This is a genomic window from Micromonospora sp. U21, assembly GCF_018070045.1.
Classification (GTDB): Bacteria; Actinomycetota; Actinomycetes; order Mycobacteriales; family Micromonosporaceae; genus Micromonospora.
This window is the reverse complement of record NZ_JAGPYK010000024.1, coordinates 18804-41634: the sequence shown is the minus strand read 5'-3', so window position 1 is coordinate 41634 and position 22831 is coordinate 18804. Positions and strand designations below refer to the sequence as shown.

Here is a 22831-nt window from a genome sequence, read left to right as displayed (position 1 = left end):
AGATCCTTCCCGGTGGAGCGGGCGGGCGCCCCGGTCGTGCCGGTCGCGCCCGCCGCTCGCCGCGTCACTTGCCGGTGATCTCCTTGACGCCGTCGGCGTACGGCTTGGCGATCGAGTCGAGTACCTGGTCGGGCGACTTGGATCCGTTGATCAGGCCCTGGAATCCGGAGACCAGCACGTCGTAGTAGCCGGGGACCGGCCAGTCCGGGTAGAAGGCCAGGCCGTCCTGCTTGCTGACCGTGTTGAAGTCCTCGATCAGCTTCCGGTCCTTGGGGTCGCTGATCTTCGCCGGGTCACCGGCGACCGGGACACCGCCGTTGTTGCCGATCAGGTCCTGGATCTCCGGACGCAGGGTGATGTCGATGAAGTCGTACGCCAGGCCCTTGGCCTTGCTGGTTTCCGGGACCACCCACAGGTTGCCGGACGAGCCGGCCTGCAGGGTGTTGCCGGGGAAGAGGAAGGTGTCCCAGTTGGCCTTCATCTCGGCCTTGAACCGGCCGTACCACCAGCTACCGGAGACGATCATGGGGGTCTTGCCGCCGATGAACGCGGTGCCCATGTCCTCGGCCTTCAGGCTCGCCGAGTTCTTCGCGACGTAGCCCTTCTTCACCCAGTCGGCGAAGGTGTCCGCGCCGTACTTCAGCGGGTCGGCCGTGAAGTCCACCGGGTTCTTGTAGAGCTGGTAGTTGTCGACGAACTGCCGGTCCGCCTTGGCCAGCGCCAGCTGGTAGAAGAGCTGACCGGCAGGGTACTCGGCGCCGGCCATGCCCAGCGGGGCGACGCCCTTGCCGACGAAGGTGTCCATCGCGGCGGTCATCTCCGCCATGCTGGTCGGCACCTTCACGCCGTACCTGTCGAAGAGGTCCTTGTTGTAGTAGACCGTGACGTACTCGCCGTAGTTCGGCACGCCGAACCAGTTGCCCGAGCCCATCACACCCTTGTCGCTGTAGCGGGCGGTGGTCTGCAGGCTGGGGCTGAGCTTGCCGGCCCAGCCGCGCTTGTCGGCCTCGGCGCTCAGGTCGGCGAGCAGGCCCTGGGAGGAGAGCAGGCCGGCGGTCGCGTTGCCCTTGTTGTACTCCATGATGTCCGGGCCTTCGGACGAGTTGATGATCATGCCGGCGTTCTGCTGGATCTGCTCGAACGCCTTGCGCTCGAAGCGCACCTCGACGCCCGGGTGCTCGGCCTTGAAGATCTCGATCGCCCGGTCCCAGGCGACCCCCATGGCGCTGTTGGCGCTCTCGTAGTGCCAGAGCTTGAGGGTCTTGGCCCCGCTGTCGTCCCCGCTGTCACCACCGCCGCACGCGGCCACGGTGGTCGTAGCGGTCGCCGCCAGGGCGATCGCGGCGACGATCCGGCGGAATCGCTGCATTGCTATCCTCCTCGTTGAGTATCTAGCCGGTACTGCACTGGGCCCGTCGTCGCGTTGCAGCGCGGCGGCGGGCCGTTCTCGCTGGTCAGCCCCCGTTGCTCGGCGACCGCCCGGGTGTGTCGGGTGCTGGCCGTCGTGGCACGGCGGTCGATCCCCGGGTCTCCAGCGCACACGGCAGCAGTTGCTGGTGGCGCTCGTCGCCGGGGCCGTCCAGATGACGCAGCAGCGCCTCGATCGCGATCCGCCCCATCGCCGAACCGGGCGAGGTCATCGCGGTCAGCGCCGGAGTGGCCAGCTCGGCGACCTGCGGCGAGGTGACCATCGAGACGACCGAGACGTCGTCGGGCACCGAGAGCCCCCGGCCGGTCAGTTCGCCGAGGATGCCGAAGATCGCGGTCTCGTTCATGGCCAGCACGGCGGTCAGCTCCGGAGCCTGCGCGAACGCGGCGGCCAGGGCGGCCCGCCCACCGGCGGCGCTGTCCTCGGCGGGGATCATCACCGGCTCCAGGCCGTGTCCGGTCATCGCCGCGACGAAGGCGTCCCGGGTGCGCAGCGCGGGGCCGTAGCCGCTGGCCAGGGTGGCTGCCGAGTGGTTGACGTAGACGATGCTGCGGTGGCCCAGGCCGACCAGGTGGGCGACGGCTTCCCGCACGGTCTGCTCGAAGTCGATGTCGACATAGGAGAGCCCGCTGGTGTCGCCGGTGCGGCCGATCAACACCAGCGGGACGCCGGCCTCGCGGAGGACGGTGACCCGCTCGTCGGCGAGCTGCACCTCCATCAGCACGACCCCGTCCAGCATCCGCTGGCTGGCCAGCCGCCGCAGGTCGTCGAGGTCGCCGCCACCGACGGGGGAGAGCACCAGGTGGTAGCCGGCGGCGCTGGCAGCGGCGGCGGCGCCGGTCACGAAGGCGGTCTCGGTGGCGCCCAGGCCGCGCTCGTCCATCGGCATCAGCAGGCCGAGGATCCGGCTGCGCCGGCTGGCCAGGCCACGGGCCATCGCGTTGGGCTGGTAGTCGAGCTCGGCCATCGCGGCGAGCACCTTGTCCCGGGTGGCCTGAGAGATCGGCCGGGTGCCGGTGAGCACGTACGACACGGTGCTGACCGAGACCCGGGCGAGGCGGGCGACGTCGTGCATGGTGGCCACCGCGCGCACCTCCTCCGGCCCGCCGTGGGATCGCTCCCGAGTGATTGTCGAAGCGTTTCGACGAAGCGTTTCGACAGACGCTAGGCCACCTGTTACGGCGACGTCAATAGCCGATGTCGTTCCGGCTTCCGGCTCCCGGCTCCGGCCCGGCCAACCGGTGGTCTGTGGCCGCCTTTGCTCTGCTTCACCCCACGCAACACCCGCCGTCCGGTATCCGGACAGTGGGTGTTGCGGTCGTTGAAGCAGAGCAAAGGCGGCGGAAGGACCTTGGCCGGCCAGCAGGATCGCGCAACATCCCGAGGGATCGAGCATGAGCCGGGAGGCGGGAGCCGGGCGCCGGGCGGCGTCTCAGCGCAGGTCGAACAGGGTGGCGGCGCTGTCCCAGCACACCGCGCGCAGCCAGTCGTCGCCGAGGTCCAGCCGGGCCAGCCCGGTCAACTGGTCGGCGTACGGGTAGGGGATGTTCGGGAAGTCGCTGCCCAGCAGCACCTTGCCGGCCAGCCCCAGCTCGCGCAACCGGGGCAGATCGTCGGCCGGGAAGGGCACGAACCGGTCGAAGAACGGGGTGAACGCCATCGTGGTGTCCAGCCGGACCCGCTCGTACCTCTCGGCGAGGTCGAGGAAGGCCCGGTAGTCGGGGGCGCCGAGATGCGCCACCACGGCGGTCAGTCGGGGGTGGCGGGCGAGCAGGGCGGCGAACGGGTCCGGCCCGGTGTGCGTGGTTCCCACCGGGGCGTGCCCGGCGTGCACCACCACCGGCACACCCGCGTCGGAAAGCATCCCCCACACCCGCTCCAACGCCGGGTCGGTCGGCGCGAACCCGCCGACCTGCACGTGCACCTTGAACAGCCGGGCCCCGGCGGTCAGCGCCTCCTCGACGTACCCGGGGGCGTCCGGCTCGGGGAAGAAGGTCGCCGAGGGCAGGCAGCCCGGGGTGGCGTGGGCGAACTCCAGCGTCCAGCGGTTCAGCTCCGCCGCCATGCCCGGCCGGTGTGGGTACGCCAGCGCGCTGAACGCCCGCACGCCGAGCCGGCGCAGGTGCGCCACCCGGTCCGCGTCGCTCCACCGGTAGCGGATCGGCCACTGCGTGCCGACCAGCGGCCCGGCCGCGTCGAAGTACGCCCACACCCGGCGCAGCAGTCGCGGCGGCAGGAAGTGCACGTGCACGTCGGCCAACCCGGGCAGCCCGAGCGCGCGCCAGAACTCCGGCACCCGCTCGTCGGCCGCCGGCGGTGACTGTGGCGCCGGGTCGGTCATACGTCGATGTTGAACCGTTGCAACACCGACGGGGCGATCAGGCCGGCGGTGGCCAGCACCGACACCACGGTCAGAACGGCGCGCAGCACGACCACCTCGGTCTTGCTGCCGGTGCGCAGGGCGATGCTGTTCGGCAGGCCGATCATCGTCCACATGCGTCGGCGGATCGGGATCGGCCAGAGGATCGGCACCCCGGCTTTGGTGATCATGTCCCCGAGGATGTGCACGAAGCAGCCCACCCCCATGGCCACGCCGATCAGGGGATACCCGCGCCCGCCCGGGAGGTTGACGAAGGTGAACCACGCCGCTCCGGCCGACGCGAGGGTCACGATCACCCAGCCGGCCCGCTCCGCCCACTCGTCGAACAGCCCGCGCAGGGCCAGGCCGAACATGAAGAAGAGGATGGTGATCACCGCCCATTTGCCGTACGCGGTGCAGAGCGCGGTCGTGCCCCAGCCGACGAGCAGCGTGAACGGGATGGTGTGGGTCAGCGTGCGGTGCCCGTTGTTGCGGCGGGGATCCTTGCTGAGCTTCGTCGCGTAGTAGACCCCGAGTGAGATCTTCTCCATCACCTCGGCGACGAAGAGCGAGAAGACCCCGAAGGTGCGGGCCACCGTGGCGCCGCCCTGGTTGCGGGTCACCTTGCCCGACAGGTCGAGGTCGGGAAAGAGCGCGCCACCGGCGCACACCGCGGTGCCCACCGCCAACGCGAGTGGCGACTGCTGGTAGTCGGCGAACTGGTCCAGCGCCCAGGACCCGGCCAGCCATACCGCCGCGCCGGACAGCGCGTGCGACGGTCCCATCATCTCGGCTCACCCTCCCCAGGGATCTTGAGCGCCAAAACTACGCCACTGTAGTCAGCGTCGGCGCCGCAGGGGCATCACCCGGACGGTCCACAGCGGACGGTGTCAGAGTGCGGGGGTGAAGCTCTGCCGGATCATCGGCAAGTATGTCGCGTTGACCTGCCAGTCGAACTCTTTTGTCAACCACGAGACGGTGAAGGCGCGCCCGGCCGAGGTGTTGGCCAGCAGCCGGAAACTGTGCACCCGCTCGCCGGCGGCGTTCTCCCAGCCGCACTCCCAGATCGCGCCGCCCTCGAAGAAGTCCAGCGCCGAGATGTCCACCTTGCGGTAGCCCGGTAGCGCGTCGCCACCGGTGAGGCGGGCTTCCTCGGCCTTCCAGTACGCCACCGGGTCGGGCCGGGCCGGACCCGCCTCGACGCTGAGCACCCGAGGCCCGTCGGACTCCCGGAAGCAGGTCGCCGCCCCCTCGGTCCAGCGCAGCCAGCCCACCGGCGCGGCGATCCGGAACCCGGCCGGGTCGTCGTGCCACGTCCAGCCCTTCACCAGCCGGTACCGCGCGTCGGCCGGCGGCGGCACCGACGGCACCGGGGTGGCCGTCGGTGGCGGGGGCGTCGCGCAGGCGAACGCGGCCGGCCGGGGGGTGGTCCCGCCGCCCCCGGCGCCGGATGGGGGCGTCCGCCCGTCGGTGTGGTTGACCAGCGCCAACGCGATGCCGGTGGCGGCGAGCAGCGCGGTGGCCGCGCCGCTCAGGGCGAGCAGCCGCCGACGCCGGCCGCCGGGTCGGGTCGCCGGCCGGTCGGTGGGCGCCGCCGGGTCGTCGGGCGGGGACGGCCAATTGGTCGGAACGGCGGGCACGGCCGCCCGGCTCGCGTTGAGTACCGCCGCCACCGCCGCGGAGCGGGCCGGCTCGGTGCGCTGGTCGCCGTCCGCGGCCGCGCTCCGCAGCAGCGGCTCCGCCTCGGCGGCGGTCAACCGCCGCCAGGGGTCCCGCTGCAACAGGCCGGTCAGCACGGGGCGCAGCGACCCGGCCCGGCGCATCGGGTCCGGCGGCTCGATGGCCAGCGCGCTGAGCGTCGCCATCGCGCTGGAGCGGGCGTACGGCGAGCGCCCCTCGACCATCGCGTAGAGCGTCGCGCCCAGCGACCACAGGTCGGTACGCGGGTTCGACACCCCTTCGCGGGCGCGCTCCGGGGCGACGAACTGCGGCGAGCCGAGCACCGTGCCCGGCCCGGTCATCGCCCCGTCGCCACCGTCGAACGTGGCCAGCCCGAAATCGGTGAGCACCGCCCGCCCGTCGTCGGCGACCAGCACGTTGTGCGGCTTCACATCGCGGTGCAGCACACCGGCGGTGTGCGCGGCCCGCAGTGCGGCGAGCACGGCCAGTCCGATCCGGGCGGTGCGCTGCGGGCTCAGCGGCCCCTCCGCGCTGATGATCTGCTGCACCGACCGGGACGGCACGTACTCCATCACGATCCAGGGGCTCTCCCGGTCGTGCACCACGTCGTAGATGCGGACCACGTTGGGGTGGTTGAGCCGGGCCGCCGTACGCGCCTCGCGCAGCGTCCGCAGTCGCAGCTCGGCCCGCTCAGTCTCGGCCAGCCAGGACGGTGGCACGACCTCCTTCACCGCGACGTCGCGGTGAAGCATCTCGTCGCGGGCCAGCCACACCCGGCCCATGCCGCCGGTGCCGACCAGGTCGAGCAGCCGGTACCGACCCGCGATCAGCAACTGCTGCACAGTCGCTCCCCCTCGGTCACCCCGTGTTACACGATAGCCACCGGGGCGGCTTTTCTCATCCACTGAGCGGCCTAGATCCACGCCGGACGGCGGGCCGAAGGGACCACACGGTGCAGGTCAGCGGGGTGGTCGGAAACTCGTTCGTACTGCCGTCCAGTCCGCGGCGGCGGCCGTCCAGTCCCGGTCGTCGGTGATCCAGCCCAGCGTCCAGCGGTCGCTCCCGGCGGGTGTGCCGGCGACGTGTTGTCGGGCGTGCAGCCGGGCGCCGTAGGGCGCCGTCCACCGGGACTCCCACTCCGCCCCTCCGCCGCCCGCGGCAAGCCGGACCTCGTCGTACCCCGGCAGCGCACCGGACCCGGCCGCCGCGTCGCGGATCGCCGTCAGCCGAACCAGCGGATCGGTGGCACCACCCTCGGCGACGCTGAACGCCCTTCCGGTCGCCGGATCCTGGAAGCAGGCCACCGCGCCGTCGCGGGAGTAATGCCAGGTCGCGGGCACGGAGACCCGGAAGCCGGCGGAGTCGGCGTGCCAGACCCAGCCGGCCGGCGGCCGGAACTGTTCGCCGGGAGCCGGCGACGTGGCCGGCACCAGCGCACCGACGGCGTTCGGGCGGACACACGGAAACGGTGGCGGGGGGAAGGCGCCACCGCCCGGTGGTGGGCCCGGCCGGTCGGGGCGGTGCCCGAACGGCCCGCCCCGGCCGCCATCGTCGGGCGGACGGTCGCGCGGCGGCGCGGTGGTCGACCGCCCGGCGGTGCCCGTCGGCTCGTCGTCGGTGACTGCCAGCGTGGTGCCGACCCCGGCGGCGGTGAGCAGCCGGTGAGCCGCCTCGTGGTCGAGGCGGTAGCGCGGGTCGCGGCGCAGTAGCCCGGCAAGCACCGGCGCGAGCGGCCCGGCGTGCGGGGCCGGGTCCGGCGGGCCGGCCGCCAGCGCGCTCAGCGTCGCCATCGCGGTGCTACGGGCGTACGGGGAGCGGCCCTCCACGGCGGTGTGCAGGGTGGCCCCGAGCGACCACAGGTCGGCGGCCACGGTGGACACCCCCTCGGCGGCCCGCTCCGGGGCGACGTACTGCGGTGAGCCGAGCACCATGCCGGGGTGGGTCATCGCACCGTCGCCGCCATCGAACGTGGCCAGGCCGAAGTCGGTGAGCATCACCCGCCCGTCGTGTGCCACGAGCACGTTCTGCGGTTTGACGTCGCGGTGCAGCACTCCGGCCGTGTGCGCGGCCCGCAGCGCGCCGAGCAGGGCCAGGCCGATCCGGGCCGCCTCGGCCGGCGCGAGGGGCCCCTCGGTGTCCAGCACGTCCTGGAGGGTGCGGGAGGGGACGTACTCCATCACGATCCACGGGCTGCCCTCGACCGGGACGACGTCGTAGAGCCGGACCACGGCCGGATGGTTGAGCCGGGCGGCGGCGCGCGCCTCCCGCAGGGTGCGCGAGCGCAGCTCGGCCCGCTCGTGGTCGGCCAGCCAGCTCGGCGGCACGACCTCCTTGACCGCGACATCCCGGTGCAACATCTCGTCGCGGGCCCGCCACACCCGGCCCATGCCCCCGCAGCCCACCAGGTCGAGCAGCCGGTACCGACCGGCGATCAGCACCTGCGCACGCTCCTCCTCAGCCGCTGTCCGGGACACACCCTAACCAGCGGATCGGAAGTCACCTATCGGTCGTCCGCCTCGGCTCAGCAGGCGGCGTGGTCGGCCGCGGCGAGCAGATTGCCCTCCGGGATGGCGATCCGGGTACGTCCGCCCGCCAGTTGGGCGGCGGCCCGGCGGGCCTGGAGCGGGCCGTACTCGCGTCGGGCGGTGGTGTAGCTGGCGGCGGTGCGGTCCGCGATGGTGGCCCAGCCGTACCGCTCGCCGACCATGGTGCGGGCCCGGCGGGCCACCCGCCGGGCGAAGACCTCGTCGCCGAGGAGTTGGCCCACCGCGCCGGCGAGCGCGTCCGGGTCGCTGTGCGGGAACGTCACGCCGGTCACGCCGGTCTCGACGATCTCGGCGAGCCCGCCGGTGCGGGCCACCGCGAGCGGCGCGCCGGCGGCGGCCGCCTCCAGCGCCACCATGCCGAACGGCTCGTAGAGGCTGGGCACCACGGTGGCGTCGGTGGCGCCGAGCACCGCCGGCAGCTGGGTGGTGTCGAGGAAACCGGTGAAGCGGACGGTCGAGCAGAGGGCCAGCCGGCGGGCCTGCTCCTCCAGTTCGGCGCGGTACGGGCCGTCGCCGGCGATCACCACGCGCAGCCCCGGGTGCCGCTCGCGCAGCCGGGGCACCGCGTGCACCAGGTGCTGTACGCCCTTTTCGTAGACCAGCCGGCCGGCGTACCCGACCAGCGGGCCGCCCGCGGCGAACCGCGCCCGGGCCGAGGCGACCGCGCGCGGCCGGGCCCGCCAGGCCCGGTCGTCGACCCCGTTGGGCACCACGTCGACCTGACTGGTCGGAAGGTCGAACAGCGCGGTCACCTGTTCGCGCATGTACGCGGAGCAGGTGATCACCCGGGTGGATTCGTTGCTGAGCCAGTGTTCGACGCCGTGGATGGTGCGGTTCATCTCTTCGGGTAGCCAGCCTTGGTGGCGGCCGGCTTCGGTGGCGTGGATGGTGCTGATCAGTGGGATGTCGAGGTGGTCGCGCAGGGTCATCGCGGTGTGGGCGACGAGCCAGTCGTGGGCGTGGATGACGTCGTAGGTGCCGGCCTCGGTGGCGCGCAGGGCGGTGCGCGTCAGGGTGTGGTTGAAGGCCATCGTCCAGGCCAGGAGGGTGTTCGTGGCCAGGGGGAAGGTGACGGGGTCTTCGGGGGCGCGCAGGATGCGGACGCCGTCGGCGTATTCCTCCAGGGGTGCGCCGTCGGCGTGGCGGGTGACGACGGTGACGTCGTGGCCGGCGGCGGCGAGGGCGACGGAGAGGGCGTGGACGTGTCGGCCGAGGCCGCCGACGAGCACCGGCGGATACTCCCAGGAGAGCATCAGCACCCGCAGCTGCCGGGCGGGGTGGATGTCGATCACGTGGGCGTCGGGTGACATGCGGCCCCCTTTGAGTTCGTCCCCGGGCGCGCACCGACCGCACCGGAGCGGTGCCCGCCGTCGCGTCTGGATCTCGGACCCATCCTGCCGGGGTCGAGATAACCAGCGGAGACACCGCCGTTGCGGTCGTGTAAAGCGCTACTGGCCTTTTCGGCGCACCCGCAGCAGCTCGGCCACCGACCATGCCTGGAACGGGCAGCCGGTCGCGGCGTGCGGCGCGAGGCCATCGGCCGTCTCGCTCACTGAGCCTAGCCCAAACTCGGTCAGATGAGACTCAATACCGACGAACACGTCATCGACTGACATCTTGCCTCGGCGGCAGGCGTCCACGTACGGGCCGAGCAGCCACGGCCAGACGGTGCCCTGGTGGTAGCCGCCGTCCCGCTCGGCCGGGCCACCCCGGTGCCGGCCCACGAACTCCGGCGAATCAGGGGCGAGGCTGCGCGGTCCGAGCGGGGTGAGCAGCCCGGCCCCGACCCGGCGCAGCGTCGCCTCGTCCGGCTCCAGCGGCGCGAACGGCAGTGACCAGGCCAGCAGCTGGTTGGGTCGCAGCGAGTCGTCGTCATGCAGGGCCGCCCCGCCCAGCGGGTACGCCGGTGCGGGCGCGTCCAGCACGTCGTGCAGCCAGCCACTCGGCGCCGGGAAGCGGGCCCGGAACGAGGCGGTGGACTGCCCGTGCCGTCGCCACAGCTCGGCCGCGTCCTGACCAGCCAGCTCGGTCAGCTCGGCGAGCCCGGCCAACCCGTTGATCCACAGCGCGTTGACCTCGACCGGCTTGCCGGTACGCGGGGTGACCGGCACCCCGTACACCCGGGCGTCCATCCAGGTCAGCGCGGTGCCCGGGGCGCCCTGGGTGAGCAGCCCGTCGGCCGGGTCGACGGCGATGCCGTAGCGGGTGCCGGCCAGGTGCGCGTCGATGACCGTGCGCAACGCGGGCAGCAGCTCCTCGCCGAGGTCGGTGTCACCGGTGACGGTCACGTGCCGGCTCACCGCGTGCAGGAACCACAGCGTGCCATCGACGGTGTTGTACTCCACCCGCCCGGTGTCGGCCGTGTTGGCCAGCATCCCCTCGGACAGCGTCGCCGCGTACGCCCGCAGCAGCTCCCGGCCCTCGTCCGCGCGGCCGGTGCAGAGGAACAGCCCCTCGTACGAGATCATCGTGTCCCGCGACCAGGCGCCGAACCACGGGTACCCGGCGACCACGTCGACCGCCGTGCCACCGGTACGCACCACGAACGCGTCCGCGGCGAGCGCGAGCGTCGCCTCCACCGGGTCCGCCGGCTTCGCCGTCGCCACCACCTGGCGGTTGCGACGCCGGGCCGTCGCCACGATCTCCGCGGCGGGTGGCGGTTCGTGGTTGAGCCGACCGGCCCAGGCCCGCACCGACACGGTGTCACCGGGGCGCTCCAGCTCGCCGGCGAAGCGGCCCGCGTACCAGAGGTCCTCGTCCGGGTGCAGGCCCCGGTTCGCCTCCTCGCGGTGGTGCACGCCCAGCCACCACTGCCCCTCCGGCGTCCAGCCCGGCCCGGCCAGCCGGTACGCCCCCTCGACCACCGCGCCGTCGGCCACCGCCTCGACCTGCGGCGTCGGCCCGTCGGCCCGCCGCTCGCCGTGCGCGTCACGCCAGGTGCAGGCGGCGGAGAGCTCCAGCCGGACCGGCCCGCCGGCCACCAGCCGGTGCACCACCGCCACGCAGGAGCGGCCGGGCAGCATCGCCAGCTCCCGCTCGATCACCACCGCGCCGATCCGCCACCGCCACCGGGGCAGCCCGTCGACCAGGTCGAAGCGCTCCAGCAGCTCGAAGCCGCGCGGGTCCACGTCGCCGGAGGACCACTGGTGCGCGCCGAGCCGGACCCGCGCGCCGGACGGCAGGGTGACGGCCGGGTCGAGGCTGACCAGTCCCACCCGGCGGGACGCCGGCGTCTCGCCGGGCACCACCAGCAGACCGTGGTAGCGCCGGGTCCGCAGCCCGGCGACGGTGCCCATCGCGTACCCGCCGACGCCGTCGGGCACCAGCCACTCCCGGCTGGCCGCGCTGGTCAGCTCGCCGCAGACCTGCGGCCCGAAGTGAATGTCGATCAACTTTCCTCCACCGGCGGCGGGGTGTAACACGCCACGACGAGAATGGCCGCTGTGGTCAAGTACCGCGGCGACGTCAAAGATGTGCACGTGATCACTGACCGTTCGTCCTCCGACGCCTCGCCACCCGACGCCGAGCGGCTTCGGCTCGCTCAGGCCGACTCGGGGGAGCAGGACTGGCGCGCATGGGGTCCCTATCTGTCCGAACGGGCGTGGGGGACGGTGCGGGAGGACTACAGCGAGCACGGTACGGCCTGGGACTACTTCCCGCACGACCACGCGCGGTCCAGAGCCTACCGCTGGAATGAAGACGGGATGGCCGGCGTCTGCGACGACCGGCAGACCTTTGCGTTCGCTCTCGCGCTGTGGAACGGCAAGGATCCGATTCTCAAGGAGCGGATGTTCGGCCTCGGTGGTGACGGCGGCAACCACGGCGAGGACGTCAAGGAGTACTGGTGGTACGAGGACTCCACGCCGACGCACTCCTGGATGCGCTGGCGCTACCACTACCCGCAGGCGGCCTTCCCGTACGACGAGCTGGTCGCGGTGAACGCGCTGCGCGGCCGGGACGACACCGAGTACGAGCTGGTGGACACCGGCATCTTCGACGACGACCGGTACTGGGCGGTGACCGTCGACTACGCCAAGGCGTCCCCGACCGACCTGTGCATGGTGGTGACCGTCGCCAATCGGGGCGACCGGGCGGCCACCCTGCACGTGCTGCCCAGCCTGTGGTTCCGCAACACCTGGGCCTGGGGTCTGCCCGGCGGTGACCGGATTCCCCGGCTGTCGGGTGAGGGCTCGCGGCTGGTCGGCGAGCACCGGGTGCTCGGCCAGCTGCTGCTGGAGGGCGACGGCGACCCGGTGCCGCTGCTCTGCGACAACGACACCAACGCCGAGCGGCTCTGGGGCCTGCCCGGCCGGTCCCGCTATCCGAAGGACGGCATCAACGACCACGTGGTCAACGGCGCCGCCACGGTCAACCCGGCGGGGGAGGGCACCAAGGGCGCACTGCACTACGTGCTCGACGTGCCGGCCGGCGGGCAGCGGCAGATCCGGCTGCGGCTGACCCGCACCGCGTCGCCACCGGCCGCCGCTCCGCCGCCCCGGGCGGATCTCGGCGACGGCTTCGAGGCGGTGGTGTGGGCGCGGCGTGCCGAGGCGAACCGCTTCTTCGCCGGCGTGATCCCGGAGGCCGCCACGCCCGACGAGGCGCTGGTGGCCCGGCAGGCCATCGCCGGGCTGATGTGGGGCAAGCAGTTCTACCACTTCGACGTCAAGCGGTGGCTCGATGGCGACCCGGGCTCGACGCCGCCGGCTGGGCGCCGCCACGGGCGCAACAGCGCCTGGTGGCACATGACGAGCTTCGACGTCATCTCCATGCCCGACCCATGGGAGTACCCCTGGTACGCGGCCTGGGACCTGGCCTTCCACTGCGTGAGCATCGCCCGGGTCGACCCGGGCTTCGCCAAGGCGCAGCTGCTGCTCCTGCTGCGCGAGTGGTACCTGCACCCCAACGGGCAGATTCCGGCGTACGAGTGGGCGTTCGGTGACGTGAACCCGCCGGTGCACGCGTGGGCGGCGCTCAAGGTGTTCGAGATCGACGGCGGCCGGGACCACGAGTTCCTGGCCCGGGTGATGCACAAGCTGCTGCTCAACTTCACCTGGTGGGTCAACCGGAAGGACACCGGCGGGAACAACGTCTTCGAGGGTGGCTTCCTCGGGCTGGACAACGTCGGGCCGTTCGACCGGTCGGCGGCGCTGCCGGTGGCCGGTGTGCTGGAGCAGTCCGACGGCACCGGCTGGATGGCCATGTACGCGCTGAACATGCTGGACATGGCGATCGTGCTGGCGGAGCACGACCGCACCTGGGTGGACACCGCCACGAAGTTCTTCGAGCACTTCGCGTACATCGCCGCCGCCGCGTACGAACAGGGGTTGTGGGACGACGAGGACGCCTTCTTCTACGACGTGCTGCGGCTCGCCGACGGCACGAAGGTGCCACTGAAGGTCCGGTCGGTGGTCGGGCTGCTGCCGTTGGCCGCCACCACCCGGCTCACCGCCCGGACCCTGCACCACCTGCCGGAGCTGGGCGCCCGGCTGCGCTGGTTCCTCGCCAACCGCCCGGAGTACGCCGAGGTGATCGGCACCCGCCGGCTGGGCCCGGACGGCCGCCAGCAGCGGCTGCTGTCCATGGTCGGCCCGGAGCAGGTGGTGCGGCTGCTCGCCCGGATGCTCGACCCCGACGAGTTCCTGTCCGACTTCGGCCTGCGGACGCTGTCCCGCGCGCACCTGGACAAGCCGTTCTCGGTCACCCTCGGCGGGCAGGAGTTCTCCGTCGGATACGAGCCGGCGGAGTCGACCAGCGGGCTGTTCGGCGGCAACTCGAACTGGCGTGGGCCGATCTGGATGCCGACGAACTTCCTGCTGATCAGCGCGCTGCGCGACTACGCGGCCTTCTTCGGCGACGACCTCCAGGTGGAGTACCCGACCCGCTCCGGAGTGAAGAGGACCCTGGACGAGATCGCCGACGACCTCTCCGCCCGGCTGATCTCGCTCTTCACGCAGGACGACTGGGGCCGGCGGCCGATCTACGGCGCGTGCCGCATCTTCCAGACCCACCCGGACTGGCGGGACCTGATCGCCTTCCCGGAGTACTTCCACGGCGACAACGGGGCCGGGCTCGGCGCCTGGCACCAGACCGGCTGGACGGCCCTGGTCGCCGACCTGATCCTCACGTTGGCGAAGGAACGACAATGAACTGGACTGACCGGATCGTTGACGCGACCGGATGGCGTCAGGAGCCGATCGACGGCGACGGGGGCGACGTCGAGTCCGAACTCGGGGCGACATTGCCGACTGATTACCAGGAGTTGTGTCGACGCTTCGGACCGGGATCGTTCTCGGCCTACCTCTACGTTCTGCCGCCGACGGCAGAGCAAGGTTCGACGTCACTGCTCGGGACCTGGCAGCGGTATCGGCAGGACAACCGCCAGGGCGACATGATCGAGCAGTTCCTCGCCCCGTACGGGTTGTATGAGCCGGACCGGGGGCCGGGTCTGATCCGCTGGGCTTCGGACCAGACCGAGGGCGAGTACTTCTGGCTGGCTGACCGTTCGGCGGACGTCGATCGGTGGCCGGTGATCGCCCGAAAGGACCCCCTGGAGTCATGGCACCGGTTCGACGTATCCACCACGGAGTTCGTCTATCGGCTGCTTGCGGATCCGGAGTTCAAGCCGTTCACGGTAGCCGATCCGCCGGGCCGGGCGTTCTTTCTGCCAGCCGGGCAGACGATCTCCAGCGCCGAGGAATGGGATGCCCTTACCAGCCCGAACCGGTAGAGCTGAACCAACTGGCCGAAGTCTTACCCATGCATCACGACCGGCTGCGACAACGGTCGGTAAACAGGCAGGCGGGGGACGCCCGGGCGGGACGGGACAACGTTGACCCGGTTGCCGTGATCGGCCAGCTCACCGATGCCCTCGCCCAGTGGCGCGGGCCAGCCGGTGAGGGTGTGCCGCGTAGCACCTCTTTGGACAACCGGTGGGCGACGCTGGACGAGCGGCGGCTGCAGATCTTCGAGGAACTGGCCGAGGTCCGGTTGACCGTCGGTGAGCAAGCCCGACCTGCTGGCCGGCTCCCGGCGTTGGTCCGCGAGTACGCCGCCGAACTGGCCGCGCTGCCGTCCGTGCCCCGACAGCTGATCAACGGGTGGCGGTCACCCCTGGAGACCACCCAGCACTGACCGTCCGGCACGGACAGTCACCAATTTGTCACGGCGCGACTGCGGACGGTGTCTTCGACTTACGCTCGTGGTCGTGTCCGCATCTGCCGAGGGAGCCACCGAAGAGGACCGACGTGACCTCATCGTCACGGTCGCCCGGGAGTTGGCCGAGGTCGAGGGCTGGACGGGGGTGAGCCCTCGGCGGCTGGCCGAGCGGGCGGAGGTCGACGTCGGGGACCTCTACCGGCACTTCGCCGATCAGGAGGCGCTGCTCGCCGCCGTGGCGGTGTGCGCCTTCGCCGACCTGGCCGCCGACCTGGCCGAGGCTCACGCGGAGACAATCGGCGGTGCGGAACGCGCCTGGCCGGCCGTGGCGAGCGCTTACCTCGACTTCGCGTACGCGAATCCGGAGGTCTACGACGCGATGCTGGCGCTGACCCCCGACCTGGCCCTCGGCGTCGACGGCGTGCCGGCCGCTCCGCGCGGCGTGTTCGCCGAGCTGCGGGCGGCCCTGACCCCGCTGGCCGAGGGACGTGACCCGGACACCCTGGCCGAGGTGGGCTGGAGCCTGCTGCACGGCATGGTGATGCTCACCCGGGGTGGCCGGCTGCGCCCCGAGGCGCAGGAGGAGCGGGAGACGATGATCGCGGAACGGCTGCTGCGCTGGCCCCGACCGGTGGGCGGAAAGTCGCTGGGTGCGCCGGACGATATGCCCTAAAGTCCCCGATCGTCGGAGGAGTTGATCACGAGGAGGCGGCGGGATGACGGTGGACGCGACGGCTCGGCGGCAGGCGCAGGTGCTGATCTTCGACGCGGACGACACGTTGTGGGAGAACAACGTCGTGTTCGAGCGGGTGATCGACGACTTCCTGGCCTGGCTCGACCATCCCACCCTGGACCGGGTGGCGCTGCGGGCCGTCCTCGACGACATCGAGCGGGCCAACACGGTGGCACACGGCTACGGCAGCAAGGTCTTCCTGCGCAGCCTGGCGGAGTGCCTGGAGCGGCTGCGCGAGCGACCGGCCACCGACGCCGAGCGCCAGGAGATCGACCGGCTGGCGGTGGCCCTGGCCGAGCACCGGGTGGAGCTGATGCCCGGGGTGGCCGACGCGCTCGACGAACTGGCCGGCCGGCACGAGTTGCTGCTGCTGACCAAGGGGGACCAGGTGGAGCAGCAACGCAAGTTGGACGCCTGCGGGCTGCTGCACCACTTCCGGGCCGCACACATCGTCGCGGAGAAGGACGTCGACACCTACCGGTGGCTGGTCCGGGAGCACGGGTTCGACCCGGCCGGCGCCTGGATGATCGGCAACTCTCCGAGGTCGGACATCCTGCCGGCCCGGGCCGCCGGGCTGAACGCGGTGTTCATTCCGAATGAGAACACCTGGGTGCTGGAGGACGACGAGCTGGACCCGACCGACGTCCGCGTGCTGCGGCTGGCGGCGTTCCGCGACCTGCTGGCGCACTTCTGACCGCTCTGAGCCCGAACAGCGTCGGCGATCATGGTCGCGTTACGCCGAGATGCCGGTTTTTCCCCTTGAGATCAGTCCTGCCACCGACGGTCCTGCCCGGCTTGTCCGGCCTGTCGTGACCTGCCTAGCCTGGGCCGGCGCCCACGGCCTTTCGGGGTGTGCCGGGGGCGCACCGGCGTCCGGCGGGTGGGCACCGTGGAGCTGAGTGCAGGGCGGCCCGCCTTCCTGTCGAGCCGCGTGAGCGTCGAGCCACGCCCGCGCGCGGCGGGGGGCCGAAGCTGCCCGCTCCCATGCCGGACGACCGGGGGTCAGGGCCGGGTAGTTGCGGACCCGGTCCTGACCCGGCCCATGAAACGACGACCCGGGCGAGCGGGGCAGACCGCGCGCCCGCTCGACTGCCAGGATGGTGGAATGAAACGCAGATCTCTCCTGCTCGGCGCCGCGGCGGGCCTGGCCGCGCCGACGCTGCTCAGCCCAGCGGCGCCCGCGCTCGGCGCGCCCCGGCCCGCGCCGGCCCGGGGTGTCGCGACCGTCTTCGCATCCACCGGCTCGGTCTGGCCGCGCCGCAACCTGGCGGCGCGGTTGACGACCCTGCCGCCGCAGACGAACCAGGTGCTCATCGTCGGCACCACCAGCGCCACGACCACCTACGCGACCCTGGAGGCGTACGAGCGGGGCAGGGGTGGCTGGACGCCCGCCTCGGCGTTGGTGCCCGCCCGGATCGGCTCCAAGGGGTTCAGCGACAACCACGTGGAGGGTGTGCCGACCACGCCCACCGGCGTCTACTCGATCGGCCCCACCATGTACGGCATCGACGCGAACCCGGGCGTGCGATACCCGTACCACCGGCTGGTCAACGGCGACTGGTGGAACGAGAACCCGTCGTCGTCGCTGTACAACACCTTCCAGCACAGCTCGACCAACCCCGGCGGGGCCAGCGAGGCGCTGTGGCAGGAGGTGCCCGCGTACACACACTTCGCGGTGATCACCTACAACATGCCGCCGAACGTGTCGAAGCCGGTGCCGAACGCGGGCAGCGGAATCTTCCTGCACCAGTTCAGCACCAGCGCCGGCAACGCCACCGCCGGCTGTGTCTCCCTCGCACACGATGACCTGGTCGACGTGCTGGCCTGGCTGGACCCGGCGCTGTCGCCGCGCATCGTGCTCAGCCCGTACGCCCAGATGCGCCGCTACTGAGCTGGGCCCGGGGCGGGCCGGTGGATCAGGAGACCTCGCCGCCGCGGACGATCGCTACCGCCACCCGGCAAAACTCGTCCATGTCGGGGTTGAAGCCAGCAGCGATGTCGGGATGCAGCCCGGAGCGTGTCTCGTCCAACAGGCGCTGGCAGACCTGCTCGACCGGCTCGCCGGCGTAACCGGCGCGGACCCGGTCGGTGGCGGCCTGGAGCGCCGAGGTCAGCTGATCCTCCAGCGGGCCGCGCAGCTTCTGCTGCACCGGGTCCAGCCCGCGCGGGTCGAGCGTGACGTGTGGCTCCGACATGGTGCTCCCTTCGTCGGCGTCGGCGGTACCCCACCGCGTCCGTCGGTCAAACCTCAGCCGGTACGGCGGCGACCCGCACCTGGTACGAGAAGTCCTCCGCCGGCTCCTCGTGGTACGACAACCGGCGGATCTGCCGGTCGTCGTCGAAGAGAGCGACGTCCACCAGGACGCCGAGGTGGGCCAGGCCGATGCTGGTCACCCGCTTCTTGTCCTGCAGCACCGCGCAGACGCCGCCGAGCAGGGTGCTGGCGTCGGCCGTACGGTGCCCGGGCGGGCAGCGCAGCACCAGGTCGACCTCGACCGGCCCGCGCAACGGCGTCCAGCCGGTGCGCTGGGCCGCCGCCAGGGCGGCCTGGAGCAGGGTGCGGACCCTCGTCGCCTGCCGGTGACCGGCGGCGAAGATGGACAACGCTTCGGTCTTGACCGGTGGCAGGCCGCTCACCTCGAACGTCAGGGCGAGAGCGCGGGTGTCCTGCACGACGGCACCTCCTCGTTGGGACGATCCTGCCGAACCGGGGGAATGGCGGTGCTACTTCCCGCGATTACCAACCGAACGGACAGGCTGGGGTCGGCCGGAGGCGTATCGACGTCGGCGGCGAACGCGCTGGCTGTGGCGCTAGGAAGACGCTAGTCGACGATGCCCGCGCTGGGTAGTCGGTCGCTCACCCGATGGGACGCGGTGCGAAGGCGCAGAACTCGTTGCCCTCCGGGTCGGCCAGGACCCACCAACGGCTCTCGTCCTCCGGCTCGCGCAGCAGTGTCGCGCCCGCCGCGATCAGCGCCGTGGGCTCCGGGTCGACCAGGTCGACGTCCCAGTGCATCCGGTTCTTGACCGTCCTGGGCTCGGGTACCGCGTCGAACACCCAGTGGTCCCACGGGAAACCGGCGGCGCCGGCCACCGACGCGGTACCGGAGCCGTACTCGGCGGTGCCACCGACCACGCCGGCCCACCAGGCCGCCTGGGCCGCCGGGTCGACAGAGTCCACGACCAGCTCGAACGGGCCCGGCCGGGTGCCCTCGTGGGCCGGAAACGCGCAGAACGGGTTGCCCTCCGGGTCGGCGAGCACCCACCAGCTCACGTCCCCGGACGGTCCGCGGACCAGCCGGGCGCCGGCCGCGATCAGCGCCGACGGCTCCGCGCCGGCCAGCCGCAGATCCAGGTGTACGCGGGTCTTGCCGGTACGCGGCTCGGGCACCTGGTTCACCCAGATCGACTCGGCATCGGAGCTGGCGGCACGAGGGTCGACGCGGGTGTCGTCGCCGCCGGCGTCGGCCACGTCCGCGTCGAGGATCCGGGCCCAGAAGGCACCCAGCATGCGCGGGTTGGACGCGTCCAGGCAGAGGTCCTTGAAGCGTGCGATCACGGGCACAGCATGCCGGCCGTCGAGCGTCTGGCTCCGGCCGACAGGCCCGGAGTGACCTCGCGCACACCGGACTGGTTGGCCATGTCCCCACTGGCGTCAGGTTTCGCGACTTCCCAGCTCGGGCAGTGTGAAGGCCACGAAACGTCCGGGGTTGCGCGCCGCTGGTCCTGCGCCCCGATCGTCTCGCCGTGCGCCGGGGCGCGGTGCCTTTCCCCGGCTGCTGGCCGACAAGAGGGGAGGGGTGATGAGCGACCCTGACGAGGCCCGACGTCGACGGCGACCACGGGTACGCGCGGTGGCGGTAGCCGCCGCGCTGACGCTGGTGGCGCCCATGGCCGCCTGCGGTTCCGGTGACGCTGGTGGCCCACCGACAATCAACCTGTACTACCCGCCGGAGCAGAACCTGCAAAAGGTCGTCGACGACTGCAACGCGCAGGCCCAGGGGCGGTACGAGATCGCCTACCGGGTCCTGCCCCGACAGGCCGACGACCAGCGGGTGCAGATGGTGCGCCGGCTGGCCGCCGAGGACACCGGGATGGACCTGCTCGGCCTGGACGTCACCTGGACCCAGGAGTTCGCCAGCGCCGACTGGATCCGTGAGTGGACCGGCCAGGACAAGGCCGAGGTTGAACAGGGCACCCTGACGGGGCCGCTGGACACCGCCCGTTACGAGGGCAAGCTCTACGCCGCGCCGAAGAACACCAACGTCCAGCTGCTCTGGTACCGCAAGGACCTGGTGCCGCAGCCGCCCAAGACCTGGGACCAGATGATCACCGCCGCCCAGCAGCTCAAGGACCAGGGCAAGCCGTACCAGGTGCTGACCATGGGCGCCCAGTACGAGGGCCTCGTCGTCCTCTACAACACCCTGGCCGAGAGCGCCGGCGGAAAGATCCTCAACGACGACGGCACGCAGGCCGTGATGGACGACGGCACGGTCCGGGCGCTGGATCAGTTGCGGCGCTTCGCCACGTCGGGCGTGACGTCGCCGTCGTTCACCAACGCCACCGAGGACCCGGTGCGGCTGGAGTTCCAGTCCGGTGCGGGCGCGTTCCAGGTGAACTGGCCGTTCGTCTATCCCGCCCTCCAGGAGGCGAACCCGGAGCTGGCCAAGCAGGTCGGCTGGGCCCGGATCCCGGGCGTCGACGAGAACACCCCCAGCAAGGTCACCATCGGCGGGGTGAACCTGGCGGTCAGCTCCTACTCCAGGCATCCCGACCTGGCCTTTGAGGCGGCCCGTTGCGTCCGCGACGCAGAGCACCAGAAGTTCTCCGCCATCAACGACGGCGTCCCGCCCACCATCGAGGCCGTCTACGACGAGCCGGAGATGACCGAGGCGTATCCGATGAAGGACACCATCCTGGAGGAGCTGAAGGAGCCGGCGACCCGCCCGCTGACCCCGGCCTACCAGAGCATCTCCACCGTGATGTCGGCGATCCTGTCGCCGCCGTCGGCGATCCGTCCGCAGGAGACCGCGGACGAGCTGCGCTCCGCCATCGCCGACGCCCTCCAGTCCAAGGGGGTTCTCCCGTGAGCATCAACGCCACACCGACCGGTGCGGACGTGACCGCCGAGGAGACCACCCGCTCCACCGGCCGGCACGCCACCGTCCCCACCCAGCGCGCCGGCCGTCGCAAGCCGCCGCTGAGCGAGAACAGGAAGGCCGAACGCAAGCTCGGCTGGTTACTCTGCGCGCCCGCCGCGCTCGTCATGGTCGCGGTGACCGCGTACCCGATCATCTATTCGGTCTGGTTGTCGCTCCAGCGCTTCGACCTGCGCTTTCCCGACGAGCGCGAGTTCATCGGGCTGGAGAACTACGTCACCGTGCTCAGCAACGAGTTCTGGTGGACCGCGTTCGGGGTGACCATGCTGATCACGGTGGTCACCGTGGCCGTCGAGCTGGTGCTCGGCATGGGGCTGGCGGTGATCATGCACCGCACGCTGGTCGGGCGGGGCATCGTGCGGACCGCGGCGCTGATCCCGTACGGCATCGTCACCGTCGTCGCCGCGTTCTCCTGGCGGTACGCCTGGACGCCCGGCACCGGCTACCTGGCCAACCTGTTCAGCGAAGGCGCCCCGCTCACCGAGCGCGCCAGCTCGCTGGCGATCATCATGCTCGCCGAGATCTGGAAGACCACCCCGTTCATGGCGCTGCTGCTGATGGCCGGGCTGGCGCTGGTCCCGGAGGACCTGCTCAAGGCCGCCTCCACCGACGGCGCCACCGCGTGGCAGCGGTTCACCAAGGTCATGCTGCCGGTGATGAAGCCGGCGATCCTGGTGGCGCTGCTGTTCCGCACCCTGGACGCGTTCCGGGTCTTCGACAACATCTTCGTGCTGACCGCCGGTGGCAACGAGACCTCCTCGGTCTCGATGCTCGCCTACAACAACCTGATCCGGGGCCTGAACCTCGGCATCGGGTCGACGATGTCGGTGCTGATCTTCGTCACCGTGGCGATCATCGCCTTCGTCTTCGTGAAGCTGTTCGGCACCGCTGCCCCGGGCAGCGACGACGGGGAGAGGCGCTGACATGGCCACCGGTACCGAAACCACCACCCGGGCCCGGGTGCGCTGGGGTCTCCTGGACCTTCTCGTGGTCGTCTTCGCGCTGGTCCCGGTGCTGTGGATCGCGTCGCTGTCGTTCAAGACGCCGGGCACCCTCACCGACGGGAACTTCATCCCCCGGGAGTGGACGCTGGACAACTACCGGACCATCTTCGACACCGACCAGTTCGTCCGGGCACTGATCAACTCGATCGGCATCGCGTTGATCGCCACACTCGTCGCGGTGGTGCTCGGCGCGATGGCCGCGTACGCGATCAGCCGACTGGACTTCCCCGGCAAGGGGCTGCTGGTCGGCGTCTCCCTGCTGATCGCGATGTTCCCGCAGGTGTCGCTGGTGTCGCCGCTGTTCGAGATCGAGCGTCAGCTCGGCCTCTTCGACACCTGGCCCGGGTTGATCCTGCCGTACATCACCTTCGCGCTGCCGCTGGCGATCTACACGCTGTCGGCGTTCTTCAAGCAGATCCCGTGGGACCTGGAGAAGGCGGCGAAGATGGACGGCGCCACCCAGGGGCAGGCGTTCCGGCGGGTGATCGCCCCACTGGCCGCGCCCGGGCTGTTCACCACGGCGATCCTGGTCTTCATCTTCTGCTGGAACGACTTCCTGTTCGCCATCACGCTGACCTCCACCGAGCGGGCTCGTACGGTGCCGGTCGCCCTGTCGTTCTTCACCGGCGAGTCGCAGTTCGAGGACCCCACCGGGGCGATCTGCGCCGCCGCCGTCGTGATCACCGTTCCGATCATCCTGTTCGTTCTCTTCTTCCAGCGCCGCATCGTGTCCGGCCTGACCTCCGGCGCCGTCAAGGGATAG

20 protein-coding genes are annotated in these 22831 nt (G+C 71.5%); 9 read left to right on the top strand and 11 right to left on the bottom strand.

Annotation, left to right across the window (positions count from 1 at the left end):
* Window positions 1-64: 64 nt before the first annotated feature.
* The 8 genes from KBX63_RS25755 to KBX63_RS25720 form a co-directional block, all read right to left on the bottom strand.
* Window positions 65-1369 (bottom strand): ABC transporter substrate-binding protein, encoded by a 1305-nt coding sequence (locus KBX63_RS25755; RefSeq protein ID WP_210915570.1) that lies wholly within the window; start codon window positions 1367-1369, stop codon window positions 65-67.
* An 85-nt stretch (window positions 1370-1454) separates the two neighbouring features.
* Complete coding sequence (locus KBX63_RS25750) at window positions 1455-2504, bottom strand: LacI family DNA-binding transcriptional regulator (RefSeq protein ID WP_247663100.1); 1050 nt, start codon at window positions 2502-2504, stop codon at window positions 1455-1457.
* 357 nt (window positions 2505-2861) lie between these two features.
* On the bottom strand, window positions 2862-3770 hold the full coding sequence (locus tag KBX63_RS25745) for an amidohydrolase family protein (RefSeq protein WP_210915565.1): 909 nt from the start codon (window positions 3768-3770) through the stop codon (window positions 2862-2864).
* Entirely contained in the window at window positions 3767-4576 is an 810-nt protein-coding gene (locus tag KBX63_RS25740) for a metal-dependent hydrolase (RefSeq protein WP_210915560.1), read from the bottom strand. Before KBX63_RS25740 ends, KBX63_RS25745 begins: the two co-directional genes overlap by 4 nt.
* 102 nt (window positions 4577-4678) lie before the next feature.
* Window positions 4679-6310, bottom strand: a complete 1632-nt coding sequence (locus KBX63_RS25735) for a serine/threonine-protein kinase (RefSeq protein WP_307871847.1) — start codon at window positions 6308-6310, stop codon at window positions 4679-4681.
* A gap of 117 nt (window positions 6311-6427) precedes the next feature.
* Entirely contained in the window at window positions 6428-7942 is a 1515-nt protein-coding gene (locus KBX63_RS25730; RefSeq protein WP_307871846.1) for a serine/threonine-protein kinase, read from the bottom strand.
* A 47-nt stretch (window positions 7943-7989) separates the two neighbouring features.
* Window positions 7990-9324, bottom strand: coding sequence for a glycosyltransferase family 4 protein (locus KBX63_RS25725; RefSeq protein ID WP_210915559.1), 1335 nt, complete (start codon window positions 9322-9324; stop codon window positions 7990-7992).
* A 138-nt stretch (window positions 9325-9462) separates the two neighbouring features.
* Complete coding sequence (locus tag KBX63_RS25720) at window positions 9463-11406, bottom strand: amylo-alpha-1,6-glucosidase (protein ID WP_210915558.1); 1944 nt, start codon at window positions 11404-11406, stop codon at window positions 9463-9465.
* A gap of 42 nt (window positions 11407-11448) precedes the next feature.
* Here KBX63_RS25720 and KBX63_RS25715 point away from each other — a divergent pair, with 42 nt between their 5' ends.
* The 6 genes from KBX63_RS25715 to KBX63_RS25695 all read left to right on the top strand — a co-directional run bounded on the left by KBX63_RS25715 (window position 11449) and on the right by KBX63_RS25695 (window position 17796).
* On the top strand, window positions 11449-14163 hold the full coding sequence (locus KBX63_RS25715; protein ID WP_210915555.1) for a glucosidase: 2715 nt from the start codon (window positions 11449-11451) through the stop codon (window positions 14161-14163).
* Window positions 14160-14744, top strand: coding sequence for a hypothetical protein (locus KBX63_RS35500; protein ID WP_247663086.1), 585 nt, complete (start codon window positions 14160-14162; stop codon window positions 14742-14744). The genes KBX63_RS25715 and KBX63_RS35500 overlap by 4 nt, the downstream gene beginning before the upstream one ends.
* Entirely contained in the window at window positions 14714-15148 is a 435-nt protein-coding gene (locus KBX63_RS25710; RefSeq protein ID WP_307871845.1) for a BTAD domain-containing putative transcriptional regulator, read from the top strand. Before KBX63_RS35500 ends, KBX63_RS25710 begins: the two co-directional genes overlap by 31 nt.
* 73 nt (window positions 15149-15221) lie before the next feature.
* Complete coding sequence (locus KBX63_RS25705) at window positions 15222-15845, top strand: WHG domain-containing protein (protein ID WP_307871844.1); 624 nt, start codon at window positions 15222-15224, stop codon at window positions 15843-15845.
* A 43-nt stretch (window positions 15846-15888) separates the two neighbouring features.
* Window positions 15889-16599: an HAD family hydrolase gene (locus tag KBX63_RS25700; RefSeq protein ID WP_210915552.1), complete on the top strand. Its 711-nt coding sequence runs from the start codon at window positions 15889-15891 to the stop codon at window positions 16597-16599.
* A 411-nt stretch (window positions 16600-17010) separates the two neighbouring features.
* Window positions 17011-17796 carry a L,D-transpeptidase family protein gene (locus KBX63_RS25695; RefSeq protein WP_210915550.1) on the top strand — a complete coding sequence of 262 codons (786 nt, stop codon included), beginning with the start codon at window positions 17011-17013 and terminating at the stop codon, window positions 17794-17796.
* A 25-nt stretch (window positions 17797-17821) separates the two neighbouring features.
* Here the strand turns inward: KBX63_RS25695 and KBX63_RS25690 are convergent, their stop codons facing one another.
* The 3 genes from KBX63_RS25690 to KBX63_RS25680 form a co-directional block, all read right to left on the bottom strand.
* Window positions 17822-18100 carry a hypothetical protein gene (locus tag KBX63_RS25690; protein WP_121655610.1) on the bottom strand — a complete coding sequence of 93 codons (279 nt, stop codon included), beginning with the start codon at window positions 18098-18100 and terminating at the stop codon, window positions 17822-17824.
* A 46-nt stretch (window positions 18101-18146) separates the two neighbouring features.
* Window positions 18147-18578: a hypothetical protein gene (locus KBX63_RS25685; protein WP_210915548.1), complete on the bottom strand. Its 432-nt coding sequence runs from the start codon at window positions 18576-18578 to the stop codon at window positions 18147-18149.
* Between the two features lie 184 nt (window positions 18579-18762).
* Entirely contained in the window at window positions 18763-19464 is a 702-nt protein-coding gene (locus KBX63_RS25680) for a VOC family protein (RefSeq protein ID WP_210915545.1), read from the bottom strand.
* 244 nt (window positions 19465-19708) lie between these two features.
* Here KBX63_RS25680 and KBX63_RS25675 point away from each other — a divergent pair, with 244 nt between their 5' ends.
* Genes KBX63_RS25675 through KBX63_RS25665 form a run of 3 tightly spaced genes read left to right on the top strand, consistent with a single transcriptional unit; the run spans window position 19709 to window position 22831 of the window.
* On the top strand, window positions 19709-20995 hold the full coding sequence (locus tag KBX63_RS25675) for an ABC transporter substrate-binding protein (RefSeq protein WP_210915543.1): 1287 nt from the start codon (window positions 19709-19711) through the stop codon (window positions 20993-20995).
* Window positions 20992-21987 carry a sugar ABC transporter permease gene (locus KBX63_RS25670; RefSeq protein WP_307871843.1) on the top strand — a complete coding sequence of 332 codons (996 nt, stop codon included), beginning with the start codon at window positions 20992-20994 and terminating at the stop codon, window positions 21985-21987. The genes KBX63_RS25675 and KBX63_RS25670 overlap by 4 nt, the downstream gene beginning before the upstream one ends.
* A gap of 1 nt (window position 21988) precedes the next feature.
* Window positions 21989-22831, top strand: coding sequence for a carbohydrate ABC transporter permease (locus KBX63_RS25665; protein WP_210915540.1), 843 nt, complete (start codon window positions 21989-21991; stop codon window positions 22829-22831).

Bases quoted from the DNA above. Each gene is read 5' to 3' on its own strand.
- KBX63_RS25755 (WP_210915570.1), bottom strand. From the start codon at position 1,369: ATGCAGCGATTCCGCCGGATCGTCGCCGCGATCGCCCTGGCGGCGACC.
- KBX63_RS25750 (WP_247663100.1), bottom strand. From the start codon at position 2,504: ATGCACGACGTCGCCCGCCTCGCCCGGGTCTCGGTCAGCACCGTGTCG.
- KBX63_RS25745 (WP_210915565.1), bottom strand. From the start codon at position 3,770: ATGACCGACCCGGCGCCACAGTCACCGCCGGCGGCCGACGAGCGGGTG.
- KBX63_RS25740 (WP_210915560.1), bottom strand. From the start codon at position 4,576: ATGATGGGACCGTCGCACGCGCTGTCCGGCGCGGCGGTATGGCTGGCC.
- KBX63_RS25725 (WP_210915559.1), bottom strand. From the start codon at position 9,324: ATGTCACCCGACGCCCACGTGATCGACATCCACCCCGCCCGGCAGCTG.
- KBX63_RS25715 (WP_210915555.1), top strand. From the start codon at position 11,449: ATGGCCGCTGTGGTCAAGTACCGCGGCGACGTCAAAGATGTGCACGTG.
- KBX63_RS35500 (WP_247663086.1), top strand. From the start codon at position 14,160: ATGAACTGGACTGACCGGATCGTTGACGCGACCGGATGGCGTCAGGAG.
- KBX63_RS25710 (WP_307871845.1), top strand. From the start codon at position 14,714: ATGGGATGCCCTTACCAGCCCGAACCGGTAGAGCTGAACCAACTGGCC.
- KBX63_RS25700 (WP_210915552.1), top strand. From the start codon at position 15,889: ATGACGGTGGACGCGACGGCTCGGCGGCAGGCGCAGGTGCTGATCTTC.
- KBX63_RS25695 (WP_210915550.1), top strand. From the start codon at position 17,011: ATGAAACGCAGATCTCTCCTGCTCGGCGCCGCGGCGGGCCTGGCCGCG.
- KBX63_RS25690 (WP_121655610.1), bottom strand. From the start codon at position 18,100: ATGTCGGAGCCACACGTCACGCTCGACCCGCGCGGGCTGGACCCGGTG.
- KBX63_RS25675 (WP_210915543.1), top strand. From the start codon at position 19,709: ATGAGCGACCCTGACGAGGCCCGACGTCGACGGCGACCACGGGTACGC.
- KBX63_RS25665 (WP_210915540.1), top strand. From the start codon at position 21,989: ATGGCCACCGGTACCGAAACCACCACCCGGGCCCGGGTGCGCTGGGGT.